The organism is Rhizobium sp. Pop5 (assembly GCF_024721175.1).
GTDB lineage: Bacteria > Pseudomonadota > Alphaproteobacteria > Rhizobiales > Rhizobiaceae > Rhizobium.
The window spans coordinates 352,692-376,238 of the sequence record NZ_CP099401.1 but is presented as its reverse complement, the minus strand read 5'-3'; the positions used below and the strand labels follow the sequence as shown (position 1 = coordinate 376,238).

Genomic DNA, 23,547 nt, shown 5'->3' with positions numbered 1-23,547 from the left:
AGATACATAATAACGTTTATTTTACAAATGCTTAGATATAGGCACTGACGATTTCACCCCTCACCTCACCTTGACAGGAGCCAACTTTCGTTATCTGTTTTGGCCGACATGGAGGATGCCGGCGTCGGCCGGCCGCACGAAAATCCCAGGAGGATATTGCAGCGATGTTGAGATTTGCCGTCGTCGGAATCGACCATGGGCATACGTTCGATCACGTGAAGGGATTGCTCGCATCAGGCGGCGAGTTCGTTGGCTACTGCCCTCAGACCTCGGTACCGGCATTGCGCGAGACCTTCGAGAAGACTTATCCCGATGCGCCGCAGATCGACCGGGAGACGTTGTTCGCCGATCCGTCGATCGACGTCATCTGCATCGCGGCGATCCCGCGCGACCGCGCCGGTCTCGCCATCCGGGCGATGAGGGCCGGCAAGGACGTGATGACCGACAAGCCTGGTGTGACGACCTTCGCCCAGCTCGAGGAGGTCAGGAAGACCGTTGCCGAAACCGGCAAGATCTTCTCCATCTGCTTTTCCGAGCGCCATTGCGTGCGCTCCGCCGTCAAGGCCGGCAAGCTGGTAAAGGAAGGCGCGATCGGCAAGGTGATCCAGACCCTCGGCGTCGGCCCGCATCGGCTGCAACTGCCGACGCGGCCGGACTGGTTCTTCGATCCGGAAGCTTTCGGCGGAATCATTGTCGATATTGCCTCGCATCAGGTCGACCAGTTCCTGTTCTATACCGGCTCGACGTCGGGTGAGGTCATCGCCAGCTCGATCGGCAATTTCGGCATGCCCGACAAGCCCGCCTTCCAGGATTTTGGCGAGGTGCTGCTGCGCTCCGACAATGCAGCGGGTTATGTCCGCGTCGACTGGTTCACGCCGGAGGCGTTGCCCACATGGGGCGACGGACGCCTCACCATCCTCGGTACCGAAGGCTATATCGAGCTGCGAAAATATATCGATATCGCCGGCCGGCCGGGCAAAGATCACCTCTTCCTCGTCAACGGCAAGGAAATGACCCATATCGATTGCAGCGGCGAAAAACTCGATTATTTCGACGCTTTCACCGCCGACGTCGGCAATCGCACTCAGACGGCGATGACCCATGATCACGTTTTTGAAGTCTGCCGCCTTTCGCTCGAAGCCCAAGCGAAAGCCGCGCGCATCGGCGCCCGCTGAGGAGAATATCATGGCCAGGAAATTGCGCGTCGGGGTTATCGGCGCAGGCATCGCCTCGCGGCATCTGACCGGCTTCGGCTGGAACAAGGATCTCTTCGAGGTCCCGGTGCTCTGCTCGCTCGACGAGGAGCGCGGCAAGGCGCTTTGCGAAGAATTCGGGATCGGCGATTACACGCAGGATGCCGATTCTCTGTTTGCCCGCGACGATCTTGACATCATCGACATTTCGACGCCGCCGAGCTCGCATTTCGAACTCTGCCGCAAGGGTATCGAATCCGGCAAGCACGTGATCTGCGAGAAGCCGCTCTTCGGGTCGATCGCAGAGGTCGACGAGATGGAGCGCATCCTTGCCCGCTTCCCCGGCAGGAAGCTGATGCCGATCTTCCAGTATCGCTATGGCTCCGGCCTGCAGAAGCTGAAGCTGCTGATTGAGCAAGGCCTCGCCGGCAAGCCGTTCCTGACGACGATCGAGACACATTGGTGGCGTGGCCCGGATTATTACGCAGTGCCATGGCGCGGCAAATGGGCGACCGAGCTTGGCGGCGGACTTCTCGGCCACGCCATTCACGCCCATGACATGCTGAATTATGTGCACGGCCCGTGCGCCGAGGTGTTTTCCTATGGCGCGACACTGGTCAATCCGATCGAGGTGGAGGATACCGCTGCGCTTTCGGTGAAGATGCAAAACGGTTCGCTGGCGACGTTGTCGATGACGCTCGGTTCGCGCAAGGAGATTTCGCGGCTGCGCTTCTGCTTCAATGACCTCGTCGCCGAAAGCATCATCGAGCCTTATACGATGGGCCGCGATCCGTGGACGTTCGTCGCCGGGACAGAGGAACATCAGGCGCGGATCGATGAGGCGCTCGCTGGCTATGTGTCCGGCGAGGATGGCTACACCCGCCAGTTCGAGCTCTTCCACAAGGCGATCGTCGAGGATACAGATCCGCCGGTGACGCTGCAGGATGCCCGCAATTCACTGGAGTTGGTGACGGCAGCCTATTTCTCGCAGCGCACTGGCCGGCCGACGCCGATGCCGATCGCTGCCGATCATCCGCTCTACCGATCCTGGCTTCCGGAAGAGGAACGGCGCGCGGCTGGCGTCTGAGCAGGGAAGGGCGCTCCCATGCTGAAGTCCTTCGAGCATGTCGGCATGACGGTCAGCGACATGGATCGCGCCGTCGATTTTTACTGCGGCTTGCTCGGTCTGCGCCTGCATCTGCGCAAGGTGACGGCCGATGGCTCTGAAATCGCATTTCTCGATGCCGGCGGCGGCATGCTCGAGATCTTCGCGCCGGCTGGCGGGGCGGCAAGGGCGGTGGATGTGCCGGAGGGCACGGCCGGTCTGCGTCATCTGACCTTCCTGTTCGAAAGCGTCGAGGAAACATTCGTCCGGCTGGAACAGGCTGGCGTCGAGATCAAGGAGCGACCGCGCTTGGCTGTTAATGCCGAGGTGCTGCACAGGGTCGCTTTCGTGCGCGATCCGGATGGGATCCAGGTCGAGCTTGCCGAGAAACGATAAACGGCACCTAGCTGCTAGTTGCGGAAGGCGCTGGCGGGGATGCTCGTTACCAGTCGTATATCGCGGCGAAAATCCGAGGGCGACATGCCGGCGATGTGGCGGAAGGATTTGTTGAAGGCGCTGATCGAGCCGAAGCCGCTGTCCATCGCCACCTGCAGCACGTTGGCGCCTTCGCTCATCAGCATCGCCTGGGCGCGCGACAGCCTAAGCAGCGTCACATATTTGCTGAGCGTCATGCCGGTCGACCGCTTGAAAAGGTTCATGGCATACTTCGGATGCAGGTCGGCGGCGCGGGCAATATCGACCGAATCGATATCCTGCAGAAAGTTAGCGGCGATGAAATCGCACATGCGCGCAACGCTGCGCGAGGAATTGGGATGCGGCTGATCGCCTTCCAGGCTGACGGTCGTATTCGATGTCGTCATCGAATAGGGTTCGAGCGCGATGCGCTCGATGCGCAGCAGCAATTCATCGACGGCGTGCTGGGCCATGGCGGCATCGCCGGACTTGGAATAGCGGAACCAGCGGGCGAAGTTCTCGTTGTCGGCGGCATCAGTTGCCGAGGTCAGCAGCGTATCGCCCTTCATCAGCCGGCTGGAAATGCTGAGCGGCAGGCGCAGCCGGAAGAAATAGACGAGCGGCAGGTGGGCACCGGCATAGAGCGAATCATCTGAGGATTCGTCCATCTGATGCGGCTGTCCACCCCAGAAGAGGCACATTTCACCGGCATTCAGCCGGAATTCGTGGTCGCTCATCCGGTAACGCACACTGCCGCGCATGACATAGTTGATCTCGACCTGCGCGTGCCAGTGCGGCATGGCCATGACGAGCGGATGGGCGTGAAACATCTGCAGCGCCGTCGGCGAACCCTCGATGCTGCTGGCGCCGGGCCGGTAGATTGCACTCGTGCCGATCTTACTTTCCGCCAAATCCATATTCCTTTTTTAGGAGACAGCCGCTCCCTTGCAGTTAGTTTAATCGCGTTCGTGAAAGATCGGCAATTGAAAAGGGAGGATTTTCAATGCGCTTCAAACTTCTCGCTGCGACAGCGGCTGTCGCCTTGCTTGCTTCCGGCTCCGCCTTCGCTGAGTCGGCCAATCTCACCATCTGGAGCTGGAATGTCGCCGCGTCGGCATTGAAGTCCACGCTGCCAGGCTTCAACAAACAGTATCCCGATATCAAGGTCACCGTCGAGGATCTTGGAAATGGCCAGGTCTTCGACAAGATGCTCGCCGCCTGCGCCGCCGGCGGCGACGGTTTGCCCGATATTGTCAGTGTCGAGAATTTCGAGGCTGAAATCTTCTGGACCCGTTTCCCGGATTGCTTCGCCAACCTGAAGGAGCTCGGCTATACCCCAGACATCCAGGCAAAATTCCCCGATTTCAAGCGCACCGAGCTTGAAGTTGGCGATGTCGCTTACGCGATGCCGTGGGATTCCGGCCCTGTCGCCGTGTTCTATCGCCGCGATCTCTACGAAAAAGCAGGCGTCGATCCGAGCACCATCAGCACCTGGGACGATTTCATCGCCGCTGGCAAGAAGATTTCCGCCGCCAATCCCGGCGTCGTCATGGCGCAGGCAGATTTCAACGGTGACAGCGAATGGTTCCGCATGATCGCCAATGAACAGGGCTGCGGCTACTTCTCGACCGATGGCCAGAACATCACCATCAACCAGCCGGCCTGCGTCGCCTCGCTTCAAAAAGTGAAGGAAATGAAGGACGCCGGCACGCTGACAGCGGCCAACTGGGACGAAAAGATCCAGGCCAATACCGCCGGCAAGGCCGCGAGCCAGATGTATGGCGGCTGGTATGAGGGCACTGTGCGCTCCACCTCACCCGATCTCAAGGGCAAGTGGGGCGTCTACAAGATGCCGAGCCTGACAGCCGATGGCCCGCATGCCGCCAATCTCGGCGGTTCCTCGCTCGCCATCTCGGCAACGTCAGCAAACAAGGAAGCGGCCTGGAAATTCGTCAATTACGCCCTCGGCACCAACGAGGGACAGGTCACCATGCTGAAGGAATTCGGCCTGGTTCCGTCGCTGCTTTCGGCCGAGAAGGATCCCTTCGTCAGCGAAGCTCTGCCCTATTGGGGCGGCCAGAAGGTCTGGGCCGATATCCTGGCGACGCTGCCGAAGATCGTGCCCAGCCGCGGCACGGCCTTCCAGAGCGATGCCGAGGCCATCTTCAAAGCGACGCAGACGAAGTTCTTCGCCGGCGGTTACCCGGATGCCAAGGCGGCTCTTGATGATGCCGCCAAGCAGATCGCCTCTGCGACCGGCCTTCCGATCGCGCAATGAATGACGATGCCGGGCGCCTCGGCGCCCGGCTTTCCCCGGCCCGCAATGCGGCCGGTCATTCGTTCGTTTCGTGAGGAGGAGGCTGAATGCCGTTCAGAACCCGGAGCGCCTATGCGTTCCTCGCTCCCTATCTGCTGGTTTTCGCCGCCTTCTGGGTCTGGCCGATTATCGACTCGTTCCTGATTTCCTTCCAGAACACGCGCATCAACCCGTGGAAATTCAGTTTCCAGGCCAATTGGGGCCGGCTTTTCTACGATCCGGCCTTCTATAATGCACTTTACAACACGCTGATCATCCTGGTGATCCAGGTGCCTGTCATGATCGCGCTTGCGACCGTCATGGCCGTGCTGCTCAACTCGCCGCTACTCAAAGCGCGCCCGCTCTTCCGCTTCGCCTTCTTCGCGCCCGTCGTCGTCGGCGAAGTTGCCTATGCCGCGGTGTTCCGCCTGATGTTCAGCCTCGATTTCGGCATCATCAACAAGCTGATTTCAGCCATCGGCTTCAGTCCGGTGTCATGGTTCGACAATGCCAATGCCGCGATGGCGGTCATCATCCTCGCGGTCACGTGGCGCTGGGCGGGCTATAACGCCATCATCATTCTTGCCGGCCTGCAGGCGATTCCCGATGATGTCTACGAGGCGGCGACGCTCGACCGCGTGGGCAAGGTGCAGCAGTTCTTCCACATCACCCTGCCGCTCCTGAAACCGATCATCCTCTTCTGCGTGGTGCTCTCGGTCATCGGCACGATGCAGCTCTTCACAGAGCCTTTCCTCATCACCAATCGCGGCGGCCCCGGCGGCGGCACAGAGACGATGGGTCTCTTTCTCTACCGCCAAGGCTTCACTTCGCTCAACTTCGGCTATGCCTCGGCGATCGCCTACACGATGGCGGCCCTTGCCGTGACGATCTCGCTTCTCAATCTCTGGCTCGGGAGGGATCCGAAATGAAATCCAAATCGCAATCCCTCCTCCTGCGCCAGATCGCGCTGCATGCGGCGCTGGCGCCGCTTGCACTCATCTGGCTGTTTCCGCTCTGGATGATGTTCGTTTTCTCGACTATGCCCGACAACGGCATCTTCAGCCCTGAGATCGTACTCTGGCCTTCGACCAATTTCGTCGAGAACTTCAAAAACCTGCAGGCCGACACCGATTTCATTGGCGCGATGGTGATCTCCATCGGCGTCGCAATCATCTACACCTTCCTGTCCGTGTTCTTGACCTCGATGGCGGGCTGGGCTCTGGCGCGTTACCGTTTCGTCGGTCGCTCGATCGTCATCGCCATCATCCTCGGCACGATCACCCTGCCGTTCTCCGTGGTCGTCATCCCGCAGTTCATCATGGTGGCGCGCGAGTTTCGGCTGGCGAACACCTGGGTGGCGCTGATCGTGCCGCCGCTCTTCAACTCGCTCGGCGTGCTGTTCATGCGGCAATCCTTCTCGATGATGCCGGGCGAACTCTTCGATGCGGCCCGCGTCGAGGGCGTCAAGGAATGGCAGATCTTCCTGCGCATCGCCCTGCCGCTGGCGCGACCGACCATGGCTGCACTCGCGATCATTCTCTTCCTCGCCTCGTGGAACAACTATCTCTGGCCGCTGCTGATCAATTCCAAGCCAGGAATGATGACGGCGCCAGTGGCATTGGGAACGCTGATCGGCCTCACCAAAGTGTCGTGGGGCGGCATCATGGCGGGGGCCGTGCTGCTGACGGCACCGATCCTCGTCGTCTTCGTGGCCCTGCAACGCCATTTCATCGCCGGCATCGCGGCCGGCGCAATCAAATAATCTGGGAGGCCGCATGGCAGAGCTATCACTCAGCAATATCGTCAAGCGCTTCGGCGGCTTTGAGATCATTCACGGGGCCAATCTGGAGGTGAAAGACGGCGAATTCGTCGTCTTCGTCGGCCCGTCCGGTTGCGGCAAATCCACCCTGCTCAGGATGATCGCCGGCCTCGAGGATATTACCTCGGGCGAGCTTCGGATCGGCGGCAGGGTCGTCAATGACGTCGAGCCGGCCGACCGCGGCATCGCCATGGTGTTCCAGTCCTATGCGCTTTATCCGCACCTGACCGTCGAGGAGAACTTGAGCTTCGGCCTGCGCATGAACGGCAATCCGAAGGCCGACACCGAGCGGCGCGTGCGCCATGTCTCCGAGATCCTGCAGATCAACGAGCTGATGAAGCGGCGGCCGAAGCAGCTGTCCGGCGGCCAGCGCCAGCGCGTCGCGATCGGCCGCGCCATCGTGCGCGAACCGGAGGTCTTCCTGTTCGACGAGCCGCTATCGAACCTCGACGCCGAACTGCGCGTGCAGATGCGCGTCGAAATATCACGGCTGCACAAGCAGCTCGGCACGACGATGATCTACGTCACCCACGACCAGACGGAAGCGATGACGCTGGCCGACAGGATCGTCGTGCTGCGCGCCGGCAATATCGAGCAGATCGGCGCGCCGCTCGATCTTTACGACGATCCGGCCAATCAGTTCGTCGCCGGCTTCGTCGGCTCGCCGAAGATGAATTTCCTCAAGGCCATGGTGGTCGAGACGCAGCCGGGCATGGCGGTAATTGCGCTGGAGAGCGAGGGCAATACACGCCTCTCGCTGCCCATCGCCGATGGCGTCGAAGCCGGTGCGAAAGTGACGCTCGGCATCCGTCCCGAACATTTCGTCGATGCGGGCTCTGGCGATGCGAATCTCGTCGTCAATGTCGACGTCGCCGAACATCTCGGCAATACCAGCTACATCTATGCCGCCATTGGCGACGAGCAGCTGATCATCGAGCGGCCGGAGTCGCGCACGACAGGTGATCGCGAAACCCTGACGGTCGGCCTTCCCGCCAGCCGCACATTCCTTTTCGACAGCGCCGGCAGACGGCTTCGCTAAACCAATCCCAAGGCAGAAAGACGAAAGAGGACTTTCCATGACTTCCGATCAACCGATCCGTTGGGGCATCATCGGCCCCGGCACCATCGCCCGCACCTTTGCAGACGGCGTCGCCCATTCGCGCACCGGCAAACTGGTGGCGATCGCCACCCGCAATCCCGACAAGCCCGGACTTACCGAAAACTTCCCCGGCGCCCGCATCGTTAACGGCTACGAGGCGCTGCTTGCCGACAAGGAGGTCGACGCGGTCTATATCTCCACCCCTCACACCGGCCATGCCGAATGGGCGATCAAGGCCGCGCGCGCGGGCAAGCATATCCTCGTCGAGAAGCCGATCGCGCTTTCGGCCTATGACGCCGAAGCCGTCTATTACGAAGCCAAGAAGGCCGGCGTCTTTGCCGGCGAGGCCTTCATGTATCGCGTGCATCCGCAGACGGAAAAGCTGGTCGAGCTGATCAAGAGCGGGATCATCGGCACCGTCCGCATCATCCGCTCGAGTTTCGGTTTCAACATGGGCAGCTACAAGCCGGAGCACCGGCTTTTTGCCAATGATACCGCCGGCGGCGGCATTCTCGATGTTGGCGGCTATCCGGTCTCGATGGCGAGACTGATCGCTGGCGCCGCAGAGGGCAAGGCCTTCCTCGAACCGGAGAAGGTTTCGGGTGTCGCCTATCTCGGCCAGAGCGGCGTCGATGAATGGGCATCTGCGGTGCTCAAGTTCCCGAACGAGATCATCGCCGAAGTCTCCTGCTCGATCATGGCCCAGCAGGACAACGTCCTGCGCATCATCGGCTCCGAAGGCCGGATCGAGGTCGCGGACTTCTGGTTCGCCTCCGGTCACAAGGGCGGCGTCGGCAAGATCGAGATCTTCAAGGGCGGCAAGCAGGAAACCGTCGAAATCAAAGAAGACCGCTGGCTCTATTCCTTCGAGGCCGATGCGGCGGGCGATGCCATCCGCGCAGGCAAGACCGAGTTCACCTCTCCTGGCATGAGCTGGGCGGATTCGATCGGGAACCTGCGTGTGCTCGACCAGTGGCGCACCACGATCGGTCTTGAATATGGCGTCGAGAAAGCGGCCAAGCGCACGGCCAACATTGCCGGCGGCACCGTCAAACAGGGCAACAGCATTCCGCAGCGTCAGATCCCCGGCATTTCCAAACCGGCCTCGGTCGTCACCCTCGGCTTCGAGTTCTTCCCGAACTTCGCCTCTGCCTCGCTGACGCTCGATGCCTTCTACGAGGCCGGGGGCAATGCCTTCGACACGGCCTATGTCTATGGCGGCGGCAAGACGGAGACGATATTCGGTGACTGGCACACCAGCCGCAAGGTGCCACGCGAGGAGATCGTCCTGATCGGCAAGGGCGCCCATTCGCCGCTCTGCTATCCAGATATGATCGCAAAGCAGCTCGACCAGTCGCTTGCCCGGTTGAAGACCGACTATGTCGACGTCTATTTCATGCATCGCGACAATACCGACGTGCCTGTCGGCGAATTCGTCGATGCCATGGATGCCGAAGTCAAACGTGGCCGCATCCGCGGCATCTTCGGCGGCTCGAACTGGACGCGGGCGCGTTTCGACGAGGCGATCGCCTATGCCGAAAAGACCGGCAAGGCGGCGCCGGCAGCGCTCTCCAACAACTTCTCGCTTGCCGAGATGCTCGACCCGATCTGGGCCGGCTGCGTCGCGGCGTCCGACGACGACTGGAAAAAGTGGCTGAACGAGAAGCAGATCCCGAACTTTGCCTGGTCGAGCCAGGGTCGCGGCTTCTTCACCGACCGCGCCGGCCGCGACAAGCGCGATGACGAGGAGATCGTCCGCGTCTGGTATTCCGAGCGCAACTTCGGCCGCCGCGACCGCGCCATCGAGCTTGCCAACAAGCTTGGCCGCAATCCGATCCACATCGCGCTCGCCTATGTGATCGCCCAGCCGTTCCCGGTCATTCCACTAATCGGGCCACGCACCGTCGCCGAGCTGGAGGATAGTCTCTCGGCGCTCGACATCAAGCTGACGCCCGATCAGGTGAAGTGGCTGGAAGGCTGATAAATAGAGAAGGGCGCGGCTCGAACCCGCGCCCTTCCAACATCTACTTGCGCGGTTCGGACGCCTTCTTTTTGGCTGCGTCATCCATCAGCTCGTACCACATGGCGTTGAGGACGGCGAAGGCGGCTGCCAGCGGCAGGCCGAGAATCCATGCGAAATACCACATTGTTTTATCTCCCTCAGAGCAATTCCAGGAAAAGTGCGAAGCGGTTTTCCCAGGCAAAGCGCGGAGCGCTTTTGCCGGGAATTGCGCAAAATCAAAGGTTAGAGCGGTTCCATTGAACCGCTCTAGTAGGCGTGGCTATTCTTGTCGGTGATGGATTTCTCATCGACCTTGCCCCAAAGAACCTTGTAGACCCAGGCCGTGTAGGCAAAGATGATCGGCAGGAAAATCGCCGACACCACAAGCATGATGAACAGCGTCTGGTGGCTCGAAGACGCATCCCAGACCGTCAGGCTCGATCGCGGATCGAGCGAAGAGGGCAGGATGAACGGGAACATCGAGAGGCCGACCGTCGAGATGATCCCGAAGATCGCCAGCTTGCTGAAAAGCAACGTCATCACCTCGCGTCTTGCCCGCATGGCGATGAAGGCCAAGGCCGCGCCGGCAAAGCCGAGTACGGGCGCAATGATCATCCACGAATGGGCGCCGTAATTGGCAAGCCACGCGCCTTTTTCACTCGCCACGGTCTTCAGCAACGGGTTGGAAGGCCCAATCGGGCTGATGTCGCTGGTAATGCGATAGCCGCCGACGCCGATCCATAGGAAGAGACCGCCGAGGGCAAAGAGCACGATGGCCGCAAGGGCGGCGATGCTGCCATAGCTTCTGGCACGCTCGGCAACCGGTCCGCTCGCCTTCAGCATCAGCCAGGCCGCACCATGCATCGTCAGCATAGCGAGGGAAAGCAGGCCGCAAAGCAGCGCATAGGGATTGAGCAGAGCGAAGAACGAGCCTTCGTAGAATATCCGCATGTCGTCGGCAAACCGGAAGGGCACGCCCTGCAGCACGTTGCCGACGGCAACGCCGAAGATCAGCGACGGCACGAAGCCGCCGATGAAGAGCGCCCAGTCCCAGCCGTTGCGCCAGCGGGCGCTGTCCCGCTTCGACCGGTATTTGAAACCGACCGGGCGCAGGATGAGCGCGAAAAGGATCGCGAACATCGCGAGATAAAAGCCTGAGAAGGAAACCGCATAGAGCGGCGGCCAGGCGGCGAATATGGCGCCGCCGCCGAGGATCAGCCAGACTTGGTTGCCTTCCCATGTGGCGCCGACCGTATTGATCGCCACGCGCCGTTCCGTATCGGTCCTGGCGACGAAAGGCAGGAGCGTGCCGACGCCGAGGTCGAATCCCCCTGTCGTCGCGAATGCTATCAGCAAGACGCCGAGCAGCAGCCACCAGATGATCCGCAGGGTTTCATAGTCGATGAGTTCATGAAGGATCATGGCACGTCACTCCGCGGCAGGGACGAGGGTTTCGGAAATGAGACGGGCTTCCGGCTCGTCGTCCGGTTCCGGCCCTTGGCGGATCGCTTTGATCATCAGGCTCATCTCGATGACGATCAGCACCGTGTAGAGTGTCGCAAAACCGATGATGGTCAAAAGCACGGCGCTGGCTCCGAGGCTGGAGACGGCCGCCGCCGTCGGCAGCACGCCTTCGATCACCCAGGGCTGGCGGCCGAATTCGGCGACGACCCAGCCGAATTCGATCGCGACCCAAGGCAGCGGGATCGCCAGCACGGCAATCCTCAGCAGCAGCGGGTACTTGTCGAGATGGCGCCGCGCCGACAGCCAGAAGAAGGTGGCGGTCAGGAGGATGAAGAACATGCCGAGGCCGACCATGACGCGGAAGGACCAGAAGAGCGTCGGCACATGCGGGATCGTATCGCGCGCAGCTTGAACGATCTGCTCCTCGGTCGCCTGGCGCGGATCGTCGACGTAACGCTTCAGAAGAAGGGCATAGCCGAGATCGTGGCCAAGATCCTCGAAGGAGGTCCGCACTTCCTGCGCAACCTGATCCTGCGTCGGTGCTGCGCGGATCTGCATCAGCGCGTCATAAGCCTTGATACCGTCGCGGATGCGGGTTTCGGCCTGCTGTTCGAGCTTGTCGATGCCGGGAATTTCGGTCGTCAGCGACCGCGTGCCGATCAGGCCCATGACCCAGGGAATATGAACGGCGAAATGCGTTTCGCGCGCCTCTTGGTCCGGGAAGCCGAAGGCGGTGAAGGCGGCCGGAGCTGGCTCCGTCTTCCACATGCCCTCGATCGCGGCAAGCTTCATCTTCTGGTTTTCCGTCGCGAGATAACCGCTCTCGTCGCCGAGCACGACGACCGAGAGCGCCGAGGCAAGACCAAAGGAGGCGGCGACCGTCATCGAGCGCTTGGCAAGCTCGATATGCCTGCCCTTCAGCACATACCAGGCCGAGACGCCGAGGACGAAGACCGAGGCGCAGACGTAACCCGCCGATACCGTATGGACGAACTTCGCCTGGGCGACAGGGTTGAAGACGACGTCGAAGAAGCTCGTGATCTCCATGCGCATCGTCTGCGGATTCAGCGCCGATCCCACCGGGTTCTGCATCCAGCCATTGGCGATGAGAATCCAAAGTGCCGAGAAGTTCGAGCCGAGCGCCACCGCCCAAGTGGCGACGAGATGGCCCACCTTCGACAGCTTGTCCCAGCCGAAGAAGAACAGACCGACGAAAGTCGCCTCCAGGAAAAAGGCCATCAAGCCTTCGATCGCCAGCGGCGCGCCGAAGATGTCGCCGACATAATAGCTGTAGTAGCTCCAGTTCATGCCGAACTGGAATTCCATGACGATGCCGGTGGCGACGCCGAGCACAAAATTGATGCCGAACAGCGTGCCCCAGAATTTCGTCATCTGCCGCCAGATCTGGCGGCCGGTCATGACATAGACGGTTTCCATGATCGCGAGCAGCACGGACAGGCCGAGCGTCAGCGGCACGAACAGGAAGTGGTAAAGCGCCGTCAGCGCGAATTGGAAGCGCGAAAGCGCTACGATATCTAGTTCCATTGTCTTTCTCCCACGGTCCCACGGGGTACAGAGCGTTTCCCCAGGCGCCGGCCGGCGCCTGAGAACATGCAAGTTCACGCTCAGTCCGGCCGGAGCCGGTCGAGCGCCTTTTCGAACGCCGCCTCTCCGCGGCGCGAAACCTCTGAAATGCGGCCGCCTTCGATGACGGCGATGCGATCTGCGATCGCGGCCTCGCGACGAATATGCGTGGCGATGACCAGCGAGCGGCCTGCCGCCATGGTCGATAGCCGAGACAGCACATCGCGGGCAGTGACGCCGTCGAGGCCCTCTGTGGGTTCATCGAGCAGCCAGAGCGGCGTGTCGCGCAGGAAGAGCCGGGCCAGCGCCAGGCGTCGCGACTGGCCGCCGGAAAGGCCAAGACCGCTTTCGCCGAGCCTTGTGTCGATCCCCCGCGGCATGGCCTCGATATCGGCAAGCAGGCCGCCGGCGGCGAGCGCTTCGAAAAGACGAGCCTCGCTCGCATCCGGGTTCGCAAGGGCGAGGTTGCCGCGCAGGCTATCCTCGAACAGTTCCGTCCGCTGTATCAGCAGGGTTGCCGTCGTTGCGGCAACTGTTCCTGTCCTTGCCGGCAGCTCACCGGAAAGAAGGGCAAGCAGGCTCGACTTGCCGGCGCCGCTGCTGCCGATGACGGCCAGGCGTTCACCCTGCTTAAGCACGAGGTCGACGCCCGCGAGCGCCGGTACGGCGGAATTTTCATGAAAGGCGGAAACCTTCGTCAGCGAGAAGGCGTATCCGGGCGAAGGCGCCGCCAACGGTTGGGATGCCGTCACGATGGCAAGCCGCGGTGCGATGCGCCTTGCAGCAAGCAGCGTCCGCCCGAGTTCGAGGGCACCGCGGCGCAGGGCCGCGAAGGGTTCGACGGCCGCGAAGGCGACGAGAAGCCCAAGGGCTGCGACCGGCGCGGTAATCACCTTCGTCTCTGCAAGGGCAGCGACGGCAAGGAGAGATCCCGCCAACAGGAGGGTGGAAACCAGACCGAAGCCGAATGTCAGGCCGGCTTCGACTCGGTTCAGCCGGTCATCGGCACGGGCGGCGTAGCCGTCGGCCGCAGCGATAGCGCTCGTCTGCGCGGCAAGCCGTCCGGCCATCAGCAGATCCGTTTGGCCGGCGACGAGATCGATCGTCCGCGATCGCAGCGCCTCGATGCCGAAAGCACGCCGCCGGGTATGGATGCGCGCTGCCCGGCCGGCGATCAACGGCAGGCCAAGACCGGCGCTGGCGAGAAAGAGGCCGAAACACAGGCCAAACAGAGGATGCATGAGCCCCAGCACGACACTCGCGGCCAATGCTGCACCGATTGCGACCGCAGCCGGCACGAGAATGCGGAGATAGAGGGAGTCGAGCGCATCGATATCGGCGGTCAATCTGAAGAGCAGTCTTGCCGGACGATGAAGAAGAGCGCGGGCAGCACCCGGTTCGGCAAAGCCGCGAAACAGCCTTTCGCGAAGGGCGGCGAGCACGCCGAGCGTCGCTTCATGGGTTGCAAGCCTCTCACCATAGCGCGCCGCTGTGCGGACGATGGCGAGCAGGCGGATGCCGGCGGACGGTGCAAAAACGTCGAAGGTGACGGCGGCTGCAGCAGAAAGCCCGGCAAGCGAAGTGGCGGTGATGAACCAGCCGGAGAGGCCAAACAGTGCGATGCCGGCGGTGACGGTCGCCGCCGAAAGCGCTGCGCCGAGCAGCAGCGAACGCCGGCGCTCAGCAAGGAACAGGCGCAGGATCGGCTTGAGATCAGTGGTCAAGACGCTCATTCGGCGGCCTCCCTCATAACAACATCGGCATCGATGCGCAGAGTGCGATGCATGCGGGCGGCAAGCAGCGGATCGTGGGTCGCAACGATCAAGGTTCGTCCCCTGGCGAGTGAAAGCAGGCTCTCGGTGACCTCGGCGGCAGTCTCAGCGTCGAGATGTGCGGTCGGCTCGTCGGCCAGAATGATCTTCAGATGCCGATTGCAGGCTGCGCGCGCGATCGCAAGCCGTAGCGCCTCGCCGCCGGAAAGCCCAATGGCGGCTTCGCCCAACGGCCTGCTGCCATAGGCTTCGGCAACCCTTCCGAGTCTGGCCGTCTCCAGTGCCATCGACACATCGTCGCGTGCGATGCCGGGTCTGCCGAGTGCGACATTGGTGGCGATGGTGCCGGCAAAGACATGCGGCTTCTGGCCGATCCACGCCATGCCGCCGCGCAAGGCCGCGACACTGTCGTCCGTGAGCTCGGTCCCGCCGATGACGATGCGGCCGCCGGTTATGGGGGCCAGTCCTGCCATCAGCGAAAGAAGCGTCGATTTGCCGGAACCGCTCGCGCCGAGAAGTGCCAGATGTTCGCCGGCTGGGATATCGAGGTTGAAATCGTCGAGGACAAATGGTTCATCGTGCCCGTAGCGGAAGGCGAGATTGTCGATGCGGATTGCGGGTGCCGTAGCGTCTGCCGGCGCCGAAGCGTCAGTCGAGCCCCGAATGGACAAACCATCGGCAGCGAGGGCGTCCAAGGCTTTCAACGCCGCTTCGCCCGCCGCCCGGTCGTGCCAGACGGCCGAAAGTTCGCGCAGCGGCTCGAAGAAAGCCGGCGCCAGCAGCAGGATGAACAGTCCCTCGGTCAAGTCGAGCCGGCCTATCCAGGTACCGAAGCCGATCTCGCCGAGCAGGCTGAAGCCGACATAGACGGCAATCATCGCCACGCCGAGCGCGGCGAAAAGTTCGAGCACGGCCGCGGAGAGAAAGGCGATCTTCAGCACTGCCATGGTACGCGTGCGCAGCGAATCCGCCTCTGAACGCAGCCTGAGCGCGGTTGCATCCACCGCGTCGAGCGCGCGGATCGTCGCCAATCCGCGCAGCCGATCGAGCAGGAAGCCATTGAGGCCGCCGGTCGCGACGAGCTGCTTTTCGCTTGCAGCCTGGGCGCGCCAGCCGATCAGCGCCATGAAAACGGGGATCAGCGGCGCTGCGAACAGCAGGACCAGCGCGGCAATCCACGAGACGGGGAGGATGAAGGCAAGGATGACGAGCGGCACGAGGCTCGCCTTCAGCCGTGCCGGCTGAAAACGGGCAAGATAGGGTACGATGAGTTCGGCCTGTTCGCCGAGCACGCTTGCGGCCTTGCCGGAGGCCGGCCGAGTACGATCGAGCGGCGAGGATAGCGACAGTGTAGCGGCGGCAAGTTGCCGCCTCCGGCTGAGCTCGGTGCGGGCGGCATGAAAGGCGAGGCGGCCGCCAGCCGCATCGAGACAGCTTTTTGCAATCCCAAGAAGAAGAATGCCGAAGGCAGGCCAGAGGACGTCAGCCAATCCACCGCCACCGGCGATACGGCCGACCGAGACGGCCAGCAATCCGGCTTGAGGAATCCACAAGACGGCAGCCAGCGCCTGCAGCATCGCCGCTTTGCGGAGCCCGCCATTCGCAGCGCCGCCGCGGGACGAAACGGCATCGCCATCCCGCGGCCCAGCCTCTTGTCTGTCTCTCGCGTCGAAGAAAGCACTGCCCATGGCGCTAACTCTTGTTCGCAGGATTGGGCCGGCGGCTGCGGCCGAGCGAGATGACCCGGTCCTTGGCCTCCAGAAGCTTGGTCACTTTCGCACCCAGCGAGAGTAGCGTTGCCAGCCTTTCCGTTTCAAGTTGTTTTACGTCTTCATACCAATGCGTCAGCTGTTCGATCAGCGTGTGCATCTCGCCCATGCGCTCCTGCGCATATCGTTCGGCATCGCTAGCAGGGCGCTGCATCAGGATTTCGCGCAGAACGGACAGCGTCGGATCGACTTCGCGCTTCTTTCGCTCCTCGGCGAGTGTCCTCAATATATGCCAAACATCATCGGGGGTCGTGAAGAAATCGCGGCGATCGTCCGGTTTGTGCTTGAGAAGGACGAGGTTCCAGGCCTGCAATTCGCGCAGGCTCATCGAAACATTGGACCGCGAGATACTGAGGGAATCGGCGATCTCTTCGGCGCAAAGCGGCGCGGGAGAGACGAAGAGCAGCGCATAGATCTGGCCGACCGTGCGGTTGATACCCCAGCGGGAGCCCATTTCACCGAAATGGAGAACGAAGGACTGGACGAGAGGCGGAAGGTTCATTGCTATTTCCGTGACGTCTGTGATTTCAGAAATTTCTGAAATTACTATACTGACTTTCGCACCTCGCCGACAATCGGCAAGACGACCCCTGCGTCAATTTGGATGTCCGTTCGTTGATCGTGCGTCAGATATAGCCCGACGCCACATGGCCGGATTTGATTTGGGTCAAGTCCACATCAATTTGCCGCCACGAAAAAACGCCCGGCAATGCGCATGCCGGGCGTTCCGATCGGACTGTGAGATATAAGTGATGCCGAAGGCGGCCGGAAGGCTGCCAGGCCTAGATCAGGCCGGCCAGGATGCCGATGCCCGATATGGCGGCAATGCCGCCGGCGACGCGCGTCACGAAGGCACCCTGGCGTTCTCCAGCGCGACCCACGAGATAGCCAAGGCCCAGGCCGGCGAAATGCAGCAGTGCGGTGGCGATCATGAAACCGGCAGCATAGGCGGCGCCGGTCGCATTCTCCGGCATTTCGGCCCCGTGTGCGTGACCGTGAAAGATGGCGAATAGGCCGACGACTCCGAGCGCTGCGGCGAGCGGCGCCTTGACATTGAACGCCACAACGGCGCCGAGCACGACAACGGAAAGCGCGATACCGGTTTCAACGAAGGGAACATTGATGCCGGCAACGCCGAGGACACCGCCGAGCGCCATCACCAGAACGAAGGTCGTCGGCACGAGCCATGCGGCGCGGCCGCCGAGCTGAAAGGCGAAAACGCCGACCATCACCATGGCGAGGATATGATCGAGGCCAGATATCGGATGGGCAAAGCCATGGCTGAAGCCCGCCGCTTCGCCGATCGCAGGATGGGCGGAGGCAACGGCCGGAAGCGCTATGGCGGCCAAAGCAAGAAGGCCGCTCTTCGGTGCTGATTTCATTGCTCGATCCCCTCGTAGGTTTTCCGGTATGCGGCGGCTGCCGGCACCAGACATGGTTCAAAGACACGCGCTCAGGCTAGTTCAAGGAGCTTGCGTCGTCAACGAAAACCGTTTGAAATGCCAAGGCAATTCAAGTGCTTATCTGATAGGCAAATGCCGCTTTCGACAGCGCCGCCGCCTCGATGTGACGCATCGAAAGACCATGAGCTGGAAAGCGTCGCGCACAGACGCTATCAATCGAAGAGCCGAGGCGGCGCACACCGCTGCGATGGAGGAGATGTCCATGACGAATACCCAACGGCCGCTGGCGATCAGCGCGCCCGAGCCGCGTACGCTCGACCTGATCTTCAGCGACAAGGCGCGCGCCGAACTGCATGCGAAATACGAGATCGTCGAAGCCGATCCGGAGAATATCGCCGGTCTCGGTGACGAGATCCTCGGCCGGGCGCGCTACATCATCGGCCAGCCGCCGCTTTCGGCCGAAACGCTCGCCAGAATGACGGCTCTCCGCTCGATCCTCAACGTCGAGAGCAATCTTCTCAACAACATGCCCTATGACGTGCTCTTTGAGCGCGGTATCCATGTCGTGACGACCGGCCAGGTCTTTGCCGAGCCGGTCGCCGAAATCGGTCTCGGCTTTGCGCTGGCCCTGGCGCGCGGCATCGTCGATGCGGACGTCGCCTTCCGCGAGGGAAACGAGCTCTGGGGCGGGGAGGGCAATGCGAGTGCGCGGCTGATCGCCGGTTCCGAGATCGGCATCGTCGGGTTCGGTGATCTCGGCAAGGCGCTGCGCCGGGTGCTTTCCGGCTTCAGGGCGCGCATCAGAGTGTTCGATCCCTGGCTGCCGCGCTCGATCCTCGAGGAAAACGGCGTCGAACCTGCGTGCCTGGAGGACGTCCTGACGAAGAGCGATTTCGTCTTCGTCGTTGCGGCCGTCACCAGTGAAAACAAGGGCTTTCTCGGCGCTGAGGCCTTTGCCAGCATGCGCAGGGGCACGGCCTTCATTCTGCTCAGCCGCGCCGACGTCGTCGATTTCGATGCGCTGATGGCCGCCGTCTCGTCGGGCCATATCGTTGCGGCGAGCGACGTCTACCCCAAAGAGCCGCTGCCGTCCGGCCATCCGGTGCGTAGCCTGAAGGGCTTCATCCGCTCGGCGCACCGGGCCGGAGCGCTCGATAGCGCCTTCAAGAAGATGGGCGACATGGTGCTCGAAGACATGGACCTGATGGATCGCGGCCTGCCACCGATGCGCTGCAAGCGGGCGGAACGCGAGACGGTTTCCCGGATGCGTTCCAAACCGGTCGCGGTCAACTAGGTTAAACGCTGATCTGGCGCGCCGGTTAAGCGGCGCGCTGTTCGGTGCCCTGGATCGCGGCAAGCTTCCAGTCGGCACCCGATTTGCGCACGAAGGTCCACACCTCGGTACTTTCGCTCGGGCGGCGATCGTCGCCGGAAACGACGCGGCCGCTGTCGCGCTCGACCATGGCGTCGATCGAGGAATAACGCATGGCGAGCGTCGCATATTCCTGGCCGTCCTCACGCCACGCTTCGGCAATATCGCCTTGCAGCAGCTTGACGTCGGAGACGCGGTTGCGGACGCCGTTGGTGGCGTTTTCGCCGAGTTCCTCGGCAAGATAGGACATCGCCTCGGGCGTCGTCAGCCGGCGCAATGTGCCGTAATCCTCGGCACCATAAGCGGTCTGTACCTTCGTCAGCAGTTCCTCGAACTGATCGAGATCGGCCTGCGCCAGCCCGATCTCGTCGCTCGGGCGGTTACCGCGCGACTGCCCGCCGAACCCCGATCCGATCGCCGGGATCTGGAAGGATGAATTGCTCGGGGGCGACATATTAAAAGACTGCCCGTAGGATCGGCTCTGGCCACCAACGCCGTAGGAAGGCTGGCGGCGGTTGGCGAAATACCGCATGGCAAGCATGACTGCGCCGCCGATCAGGGCGATCTGCAGCAGCATGCCGAGGAAGCCGAAGCCGCCGCCGAAACCATGGCCGAGCAGCATGCCGAAAAGGCCGCCGGCGATCAGGCCGCCGATCATCGACCGGCCGAAGCCGCCGAAGAGGCCGGGACGCTGGGCATAGCCTGGCTGCTGCGTGTTATAGGGTGCGGTTGTCTGCGGGCGCGGCGTCATCGAGCGTTCGATCGGGGCAACCGGGGCAGGTGCCGTGCTGGTGACCGGAGGCGCGCTGAAAGTTCGCGTGCCCCGGCTTCCGAATCCGCCGAAGCTGCCGGCGCGGCGCGCATCGGCATCGCTGATGGTGGCAAAAACGGTAGCGCTCGTCAGTACGGCTATCGCCGCAATCTTGGCAAAACGCGAAACGGCACTCGGCATTCCTGATCTCCTGTCATGCGCAATCACGGCATGTCGAGATCCAATATAGGTACTCTTTCCGCTATGTGAAGTTCTTCGGCCCTATTACTGGCAGACGTCGACCCAGCTGGCGCCTGTCAGTTCGGCCAGCCGTCCGGTGGCAATGCGCACCGCCGAATTCGTCGAGCCTGCCGCCGGCACGACTTCCTCGAAGCGCTTCAACGAGACGTCGCAATAGATGGGCAGCGGCGCGGGCAGGCCGAACGGACAGACGCCGCCGACCGGATGACCCGTCACGGCCACGACCTCCTCCGCATCGAGCATGCGCCCCTTGGCTCCGAAGGTGTCCTTGAACTTGCGATTGTCGAGCCTCGCAGTGCCGCCGGCAACGACCAGCATCGTCCGCTCGCCGACGCGCAAGCAGATCGTCTTGGCGATCTGCGCCGGCTCGACGCCATGGGCTTCAGCGGCCAGCGCCACCGTCGAGGAGCTCTCGGCGGTTTCGATGATTTCGATATCGGGCGCGTAGGCGCTGAGGAAGGCGCGGACGGATTGAAGGCTCATGGGCGAGATACTTATGAAAACAATCGATCTGGGGTCGCATGTTGCGGTAATGCGCATCACTTCGTAACTTAATACATCAGAAATTTCAATCGCTTAGTTACAGAAAATCATTCATGACGCCCTCAAACCAACTGGATTGCTCCGGATTTCTAAGTCATGGATATTGCTGGAAAACTCAATGGAGACGCAGCATTTGTCCGTCGAGGTCAGGAAGTGAGCAAGCCCAACTATCAGGATATTGCCCGGCAGGCGGGCGTCGGAACCGCAACCGTCGAGCGCGTGCTGAATGGACGCGGCGGTGTGCGGCCCGAACTGGTCGAGAAGGTCATCCTTGCCGCTCGCGCCTTGAACTACCCACGCACGCTTCCGGACACGCATCGCGGTTTGCTGCGCATAGAAGTGCTGATGGTTCGGCCTGAAACGACCTTCTATCAGCGGCTCTCCAAAGCGTTCGAGAGGATCGCCGCGACCCTCGACCCACTCGCCGTCGTGCACCGCAGCTTTACCGAAGAGATGAAGCCGGAAGAGATTGCCCGCCGCATCCTGTCGACCGACCTTTCGCGTGCCGGCCTGATCCTTGCGGTGCCCAGCAGTCCGGTGATCAGGACAGCCGTGGAGAAGGTCATCGCCCAGGGGCTGCCGGTGGTTCATGTGGTCACCCGCGCTTCAGATCGCGCCGGCGAATTCGTCGGTATCGACAATTATGCAGCCGGCCGCACGGCGGCGCTCTTCATCAGCCGCATGGCCCGCCGGCCGGGCCCGGTTGCCGCCATCTGCCATCCGATCTATCAGGTTCACCGTGATCGCATCCGCGGTTTTTCGGACTATTTCCTGGAGCATCCCGGCGCCACCAGCTTCGAGTGGCTGGGCTTCGGCCTGGATGAGGAGCACTACAGCGCCGAACTCCTGTCGTCGGCGCTACGGATGTATCCGGATCTTGCCGGCCTCTACAATGCCGGCGGGGCCAATTCCGCGCTCATCGACGTCCTCCGGCGACAGGCGCGCGAGCGCAACATTTTCTTCGTCGGCCACGAACTCACCGATTACACGCGCAAAGCCCTGCAGGACGGCATCATGGATGTGGTTCTGGACCAGGCGCCTGAAGCGCAGGCCAGGCGGTCGCTCGATCTGATCCTGCGCCGTATCGGTCTCACCGATATCGAGCCGGATCGAACACCCATTCGTTTCATCACCATCACCAAGGAGGGGCTTTGATCTAATTTGATCAAGAACGGCTTCGGCTTTGCGGCAGCCTCCTGCTACTTTCCGATCAGAGAGGAGAGCCGGAACGTCGGTGGACGAGACCGGACAAGGCGCAGAACGCGCTCTCTTCAATTGAAATGCCTGTGCGGAAAGGCTTCCGCTCGGCTTGAAGGAGAGAGCAATGGACGATCTGAAATTCGGCACGCGCAACAAGCGCGGCGACTGGGCGCCGAACCAGCCTGCAGAGACCGCGCCGCTGTTTGCCTTTCCCCCGCGGCTGATGGCCATCCTGAAATGGCTGCCGCATTATTTCTTTCCCTGGAATGCGCTTTTTGCCGCTTCATCAGTCGCCTATTGGGCCTGGGTCATTCCGCCGGTGGAAACGATGAAAACCTTTGGCATCGGCTGGGTTGCCTGGCTTTATGCCGTGAATGCGATCTGCGTCCTGCTGTTCTACGGTGCATTCGAGCTGCATCTCTATGTGCTGAAGCGGCAGGAAAAGCGCTTCAAATACAATGGAAAGTTTCCGGCTGAACAAAAGAGCAAGGCTTTCTGGTTCGAAAGCCAGAACGTCGACAACGTATTGCGCACTTTTCTGTCGGGCGTGACGGTCTGGACGGCGATCGAGGCTGCCATGCTATGGGCCTATGCCAATGGCTACGCGCCCTGGCTGAGCTTTGCCGAACATACCTGGACGCTTGCCGTGGTTGCGCTCACCGTGCCCGTCATCCACGAATTCCACTTCTTCTGCATTCACCGGCTCATCCATACGCCCATCCTCTACAAATGGGTGCATTCGGTTCACCATAATTCAGTCAACCCTTCGCCCTGGTCGTCGCTGTCGATGCATCCGGTCGAGCACCTGCTCTATCTCGGAACGGCCTTCTACCATTTGATCCTGCCGTCCAACCCGATGCTTATGCTCTACCAGCTGCACTATGCGGGCTTCGGCGCCATTCCCGGTCATGTCGGCTTCGACAAGGTCGAGATCGGCGCGGAAAAGCTGATCGATAGCCACGCCTATGCGCATTACCTGCACCACAAATATTTCGAGGTGAATTACGGCGACGCGCTGATCCCGCTCGATAAGTGGTTCGGCACCTGGCACGACGGCTCGCCCGAGGGCGAAGCCCGCATGCAGGAACGCTACCGCCGCCGGAAGGAAAAACTTGCGGCCCGCAGGGCCGTCATGGAAGCCAAGGGAGTAGCCGAATGAACTGGATCACAGCCTGCAAACTCGATGACATCGAACAGGAAGGCGCCATCCGTTTCGATCACGGCAGCCGCACCTACGCCATCTACCGAGGTCCCGACGATAGCGTCTACTGCACCGCAGGTCTTTGCACTCACGAGGCGATCCATCTTTCCGATGGGCTGGTGATGGATTTCGAAGTGGAATGTCCCAAACATTCCGGCGCCTTCGACTACCGCACCGGCGAGGCGCTGAGGCTTCCCGCCTGCGAGAACTTGAAAACCTATCCGGCCGAGGTGATCGACGGAGAAGTTCGCCTGGCTCTCGCCTGAGCTGGCAACATCAGCAGGCCGGAGCGGCCTCCG

The 23,547-nt window shown here is 61.8% G+C and carries 22 protein-coding genes; 12 read left to right on the top strand and 10 right to left on the bottom strand.

Annotation, left to right across the window (positions count from 1 at the left end):
• The first annotated feature begins 164 nt into the window (after positions 1-164).
• Genes NE852_RS27510 through NE852_RS27500 form a run of 3 tightly spaced genes read left to right on the top strand, consistent with a single transcriptional unit; the run spans position 165 to position 2,694 of the window.
• Complete coding sequence (locus NE852_RS27510; protein ID WP_008529912.1) at positions 165-1,175, top strand: Gfo/Idh/MocA family protein; 1,011 nt, start codon at positions 165-167, stop codon at positions 1,173-1,175.
• A 10-nt stretch (positions 1,176-1,185) separates the two neighbouring features.
• On the top strand, positions 1,186-2,280 hold the full coding sequence (locus tag NE852_RS27505; protein WP_008529910.1) for a Gfo/Idh/MocA family protein: 1,095 nt from the start codon (positions 1,186-1,188) through the stop codon (positions 2,278-2,280).
• Between the two features lie 18 nt (positions 2,281-2,298).
• Complete coding sequence (locus NE852_RS27500; RefSeq protein ID WP_008529908.1) at positions 2,299-2,694, top strand: VOC family protein; 396 nt, start codon at positions 2,299-2,301, stop codon at positions 2,692-2,694.
• Between the two features lie 14 nt (positions 2,695-2,708).
• Here the strand turns inward: NE852_RS27500 and NE852_RS27495 are convergent, their stop codons facing one another.
• Positions 2,709-3,629, bottom strand: coding sequence for a helix-turn-helix domain-containing protein (locus NE852_RS27495; RefSeq protein WP_008529906.1), 921 nt, complete (start codon positions 3,627-3,629; stop codon positions 2,709-2,711).
• An 86-nt stretch (positions 3,630-3,715) separates the two neighbouring features.
• Here NE852_RS27495 and NE852_RS27490 point away from each other — a divergent pair, with 86 nt between their 5' ends.
• The 5 genes from NE852_RS27490 to NE852_RS27470 all read left to right on the top strand — a co-directional run bounded on the left by NE852_RS27490 (position 3,716) and on the right by NE852_RS27470 (position 9,907).
• Entirely contained in the window at positions 3,716-4,990 is a 1,275-nt protein-coding gene (locus NE852_RS27490) for an extracellular solute-binding protein (RefSeq protein ID WP_258156875.1), read from the top strand.
• An 86-nt stretch (positions 4,991-5,076) separates the two neighbouring features.
• A complete protein-coding gene (locus NE852_RS27485; protein WP_258156874.1) occupies positions 5,077-5,937 on the top strand; it encodes a carbohydrate ABC transporter permease in 861 nt (286 codons plus the stop codon).
• Positions 5,934-6,770, top strand: a complete 837-nt coding sequence (locus NE852_RS27480) for a carbohydrate ABC transporter permease (protein WP_008529899.1) — start codon at positions 5,934-5,936, stop codon at positions 6,768-6,770. Before NE852_RS27485 ends, NE852_RS27480 begins: the two co-directional genes overlap by 4 nt.
• 13 nt (positions 6,771-6,783) lie before the next feature.
• Complete coding sequence (locus NE852_RS27475) at positions 6,784-7,866, top strand: ABC transporter ATP-binding protein (RefSeq protein ID WP_008529898.1); 1,083 nt, start codon at positions 6,784-6,786, stop codon at positions 7,864-7,866.
• Positions 7,867-7,903: 37 nt separating this feature from the next.
• Positions 7,904-9,907: an aldo/keto reductase gene (locus tag NE852_RS27470; protein ID WP_008529897.1), complete on the top strand. Its 2,004-nt coding sequence runs from the start codon at positions 7,904-7,906 to the stop codon at positions 9,905-9,907.
• Between the two features lie 43 nt (positions 9,908-9,950).
• Here the strand turns inward: NE852_RS27470 and cydX are convergent, their stop codons facing one another.
• From cydX to NE852_RS27435, 7 genes are all read right to left on the bottom strand, one after another.
• Positions 9,951-10,073, bottom strand: a complete 123-nt coding sequence (gene cydX, locus NE852_RS27465; RefSeq protein ID WP_008529896.1) for a cytochrome bd-I oxidase subunit CydX — start codon at positions 10,071-10,073, stop codon at positions 9,951-9,953.
• Positions 10,074-10,195: 122 nt separating this feature from the next.
• Positions 10,196-11,350, bottom strand: a complete 1,155-nt coding sequence (gene cydB / locus NE852_RS27460) for a cytochrome d ubiquinol oxidase subunit II (protein ID WP_008529895.1) — start codon at positions 11,348-11,350, stop codon at positions 10,196-10,198.
• Positions 11,351-11,356: 6 nt separating this feature from the next.
• Complete coding sequence (locus NE852_RS27455) at positions 11,357-12,937, bottom strand: cytochrome ubiquinol oxidase subunit I (RefSeq protein WP_008529894.1); 1,581 nt, start codon at positions 12,935-12,937, stop codon at positions 11,357-11,359.
• Between the two features lie 80 nt (positions 12,938-13,017).
• Positions 13,018-14,709: an amino acid ABC transporter ATP-binding/permease protein gene (locus tag NE852_RS27450; RefSeq protein WP_008529893.1), complete on the bottom strand. Its 1,692-nt coding sequence runs from the start codon at positions 14,707-14,709 to the stop codon at positions 13,018-13,020.
• A complete protein-coding gene (cydD, locus tag NE852_RS27445; protein ID WP_008529892.1) occupies positions 14,706-16,436 on the bottom strand; it encodes a thiol reductant ABC exporter subunit CydD in 1,731 nt (576 codons plus the stop codon). The genes NE852_RS27450 and cydD overlap by 4 nt, the downstream gene beginning before the upstream one ends.
• Positions 16,437-16,440: 4 nt before the next feature.
• A complete protein-coding gene (locus NE852_RS27440; protein WP_008529890.1) occupies positions 16,441-17,019 on the bottom strand; it encodes a GbsR/MarR family transcriptional regulator in 579 nt (192 codons plus the stop codon).
• Positions 17,020-17,299: 280 nt separating this feature from the next.
• The gene (locus tag NE852_RS27435; protein ID WP_258156873.1) at positions 17,300-17,899 is read right to left on the bottom strand and encodes a HupE/UreJ family protein; all 600 of its coding nucleotides are present in this window, start codon (positions 17,897-17,899) and stop codon (positions 17,300-17,302) included.
• Positions 17,900-18,182: 283 nt separating this feature from the next.
• On the opposite strand from NE852_RS27435, the gene NE852_RS27430 reads away from it, so the two are divergent.
• On the top strand, positions 18,183-19,214 hold the full coding sequence (locus NE852_RS27430) for a hydroxyacid dehydrogenase (protein WP_008529885.1): 1,032 nt from the start codon (positions 18,183-18,185) through the stop codon (positions 19,212-19,214).
• Positions 19,215-19,239: 25 nt separating this feature from the next.
• Here NE852_RS27430 and NE852_RS27425 read toward each other — a convergent pair whose 3' ends face one another.
• Positions 19,240-20,244, bottom strand: a complete 1,005-nt coding sequence (locus tag NE852_RS27425) for a Tim44 domain-containing protein (protein WP_008529884.1) — start codon at positions 20,242-20,244, stop codon at positions 19,240-19,242.
• Positions 20,245-20,328: 84 nt separating this feature from the next.
• Positions 20,329-20,787: a YbaK/EbsC family protein gene (locus tag NE852_RS27420; RefSeq protein WP_008529883.1), complete on the bottom strand. Its 459-nt coding sequence runs from the start codon at positions 20,785-20,787 to the stop codon at positions 20,329-20,331.
• 213 nt (positions 20,788-21,000) lie between these two features.
• Between NE852_RS27420 and NE852_RS27415 the strand changes: the two genes are divergently transcribed.
• The 3 genes from NE852_RS27415 (at position 21,001) to NE852_RS27405 (ending at position 23,514) form a co-directional block, all read left to right on the top strand.
• Positions 21,001-22,002, top strand: a complete 1,002-nt coding sequence (locus tag NE852_RS27415; protein WP_008529882.1) for a LacI family DNA-binding transcriptional regulator — start codon at positions 21,001-21,003, stop codon at positions 22,000-22,002.
• Positions 22,003-22,171: 169 nt separating this feature from the next.
• Positions 22,172-23,206, top strand: a complete 1,035-nt coding sequence (locus tag NE852_RS27410) for a sterol desaturase family protein (RefSeq protein WP_008529881.1) — start codon at positions 22,172-22,174, stop codon at positions 23,204-23,206.
• Positions 23,203-23,514: a MocE family 2Fe-2S type ferredoxin gene (locus NE852_RS27405; RefSeq protein WP_008529880.1), complete on the top strand. Its 312-nt coding sequence runs from the start codon at positions 23,203-23,205 to the stop codon at positions 23,512-23,514. The genes NE852_RS27410 and NE852_RS27405 overlap by 4 nt, the downstream gene beginning before the upstream one ends.
• The last annotated feature ends 33 nt before the right edge of the window (positions 23,515-23,547 follow it).

What these genes read in the sequence shown, in the direction of transcription:
- NE852_RS27420 (WP_008529883.1), bottom strand. Translation starts at nt 20,787, where the DNA reads ATGAGCCTTCAATCCGTCCGCGCCTTCCTCAGCGCCTACGCGCCCGAT.
- NE852_RS27475 (WP_008529898.1), top strand. Translation starts at nt 6,784, where the DNA reads ATGGCAGAGCTATCACTCAGCAATATCGTCAAGCGCTTCGGCGGCTTT.
- NE852_RS27495 (WP_008529906.1), bottom strand. Translation starts at nt 3,629, where the DNA reads ATGGATTTGGCGGAAAGTAAGATCGGCACGAGTGCAATCTACCGGCCC.
- NE852_RS27485 (WP_258156874.1), top strand. Translation starts at nt 5,077, where the DNA reads ATGCCGTTCAGAACCCGGAGCGCCTATGCGTTCCTCGCTCCCTATCTG.
- NE852_RS27430 (WP_008529885.1), top strand. Translation starts at nt 18,183, where the DNA reads ATGACGAATACCCAACGGCCGCTGGCGATCAGCGCGCCCGAGCCGCGT.
- NE852_RS27435 (WP_258156873.1), bottom strand. Translation starts at nt 17,899, where the DNA reads ATGAAATCAGCACCGAAGAGCGGCCTTCTTGCTTTGGCCGCCATAGCG.
- cydX (WP_008529896.1), bottom strand. Translation starts at nt 10,073, where the DNA reads ATGTGGTATTTCGCATGGATTCTCGGCCTGCCGCTGGCAGCCGCCTTC.
- NE852_RS27510 (WP_008529912.1), top strand. Translation starts at nt 165, where the DNA reads ATGTTGAGATTTGCCGTCGTCGGAATCGACCATGGGCATACGTTCGAT.
- NE852_RS27410 (WP_008529881.1), top strand. Translation starts at nt 22,172, where the DNA reads ATGGACGATCTGAAATTCGGCACGCGCAACAAGCGCGGCGACTGGGCG.
- NE852_RS27490 (WP_258156875.1), top strand. Translation starts at nt 3,716, where the DNA reads ATGCGCTTCAAACTTCTCGCTGCGACAGCGGCTGTCGCCTTGCTTGCT.
- NE852_RS27405 (WP_008529880.1), top strand. Translation starts at nt 23,203, where the DNA reads ATGAACTGGATCACAGCCTGCAAACTCGATGACATCGAACAGGAAGGC.
- NE852_RS27455 (WP_008529894.1), bottom strand. Translation starts at nt 12,937, where the DNA reads ATGGAACTAGATATCGTAGCGCTTTCGCGCTTCCAATTCGCGCTGACG.
- NE852_RS27470 (WP_008529897.1), top strand. Translation starts at nt 7,904, where the DNA reads ATGACTTCCGATCAACCGATCCGTTGGGGCATCATCGGCCCCGGCACC.
- NE852_RS27500 (WP_008529908.1), top strand. Translation starts at nt 2,299, where the DNA reads ATGCTGAAGTCCTTCGAGCATGTCGGCATGACGGTCAGCGACATGGAT.
- NE852_RS27425 (WP_008529884.1), bottom strand. Translation starts at nt 20,244, where the DNA reads ATGCCGAGTGCCGTTTCGCGTTTTGCCAAGATTGCGGCGATAGCCGTA.
- NE852_RS27480 (WP_008529899.1), top strand. Translation starts at nt 5,934, where the DNA reads ATGAAATCCAAATCGCAATCCCTCCTCCTGCGCCAGATCGCGCTGCAT.
- cydB (WP_008529895.1), bottom strand. Translation starts at nt 11,350, where the DNA reads ATGATCCTTCATGAACTCATCGACTATGAAACCCTGCGGATCATCTGG.
- NE852_RS27450 (WP_008529893.1), bottom strand. Translation starts at nt 14,709, where the DNA reads ATGAGCGTCTTGACCACTGATCTCAAGCCGATCCTGCGCCTGTTCCTT.
- NE852_RS27440 (WP_008529890.1), bottom strand. Translation starts at nt 17,019, where the DNA reads ATGAACCTTCCGCCTCTCGTCCAGTCCTTCGTTCTCCATTTCGGTGAA.
- NE852_RS27505 (WP_008529910.1), top strand. Translation starts at nt 1,186, where the DNA reads ATGGCCAGGAAATTGCGCGTCGGGGTTATCGGCGCAGGCATCGCCTCG.
- cydD (WP_008529892.1), bottom strand. Translation starts at nt 16,436, where the DNA reads ATGGGCAGTGCTTTCTTCGACGCGAGAGACAGACAAGAGGCTGGGCCG.